This window comes from Fulvivirga sediminis (assembly GCF_016757215.1).
GTDB lineage: Bacteria > Bacteroidota > Bacteroidia > Cytophagales > Cyclobacteriaceae > Fulvivirga > Fulvivirga sediminis.
In genome coordinates, this window is record NZ_JAESIY010000040.1 from 1 (window position 1) to 642 (window position 642).

Below are 642 nucleotides of genomic sequence, written 5' to 3' on the forward strand. Positions count from 1 at the left end.
TGAATAAACTGAATGTAAATAGCAACCTAATGAAACATAAAATCCCTAAAGAATTAGAACGTACGCCCATAGTCTTGGGTATCGAGCTGAAAAAGGTAGTATTTATTATAATGGCAGCGTTACTCTTTGTCTTTTTAATGACGGTGAATCTGCTTTTGGCCATTTTCTTTCCTTTTCTGGTAGGAGTATACCTATACATCAGCAAAAAATTTAGCAAAAAAGGAGAATTCCTCAATTACATAAAATATAGCATGAATCCGAAAGTCATAACATTCAATAAAACTATAAATCAATTATTAAACCGATAGACAAGATGAGAAATTTACAAGTAACAAAAAGAGCAAAGTATTTATTAACAGCAGGATTATTAATTTTTGCAAACACTGTTTTTGCTCAGGGTCCTGCTGGTAAGATCCAGCAATGGGGCAATGATGTGAAGCAATCTCTAAATGCCGCCGTGGCCGTTTTTGCCATAGTGGGTGGGTTTATAATCTTTATTCAATACATGCAAGGTAACGAACAAGCGCAAAAGAATTTTATAAAGTTCGTCATTGGGCTTTCCATATTCGGCATGGTTGATCTTATTGCTCAGGTATTTATACCTTAAACAAATCATCCAAGCTACCAGTGAAATAAGAGGCT

Annotated in this window: 2 protein-coding genes; both read left to right on the forward strand. The window is 34.7% G+C overall.

What is annotated here, in order from left to right:
- The coding region (locus tag JL102_RS23395; RefSeq protein WP_237390721.1) for a hypothetical protein at positions 1-308 on the forward strand (308 nt) is incomplete at its 5' end.
- Positions 309-313: 5 nt separating this feature from the next.
- Complete coding sequence (locus JL102_RS23400; protein ID WP_202246897.1) at positions 314-607, forward strand: TrbC/VirB2 family protein; 294 nt, start codon at positions 314-316, stop codon at positions 605-607.
- The last annotated feature ends 35 nt before the right edge of the window (positions 608-642 follow it).

What these genes read in the sequence shown, in the direction of transcription:
- JL102_RS23400 (WP_202246897.1), top strand. Translation starts at nt 314, where the DNA reads ATGAGAAATTTACAAGTAACAAAAAGAGCAAAGTATTTATTAACAGCA.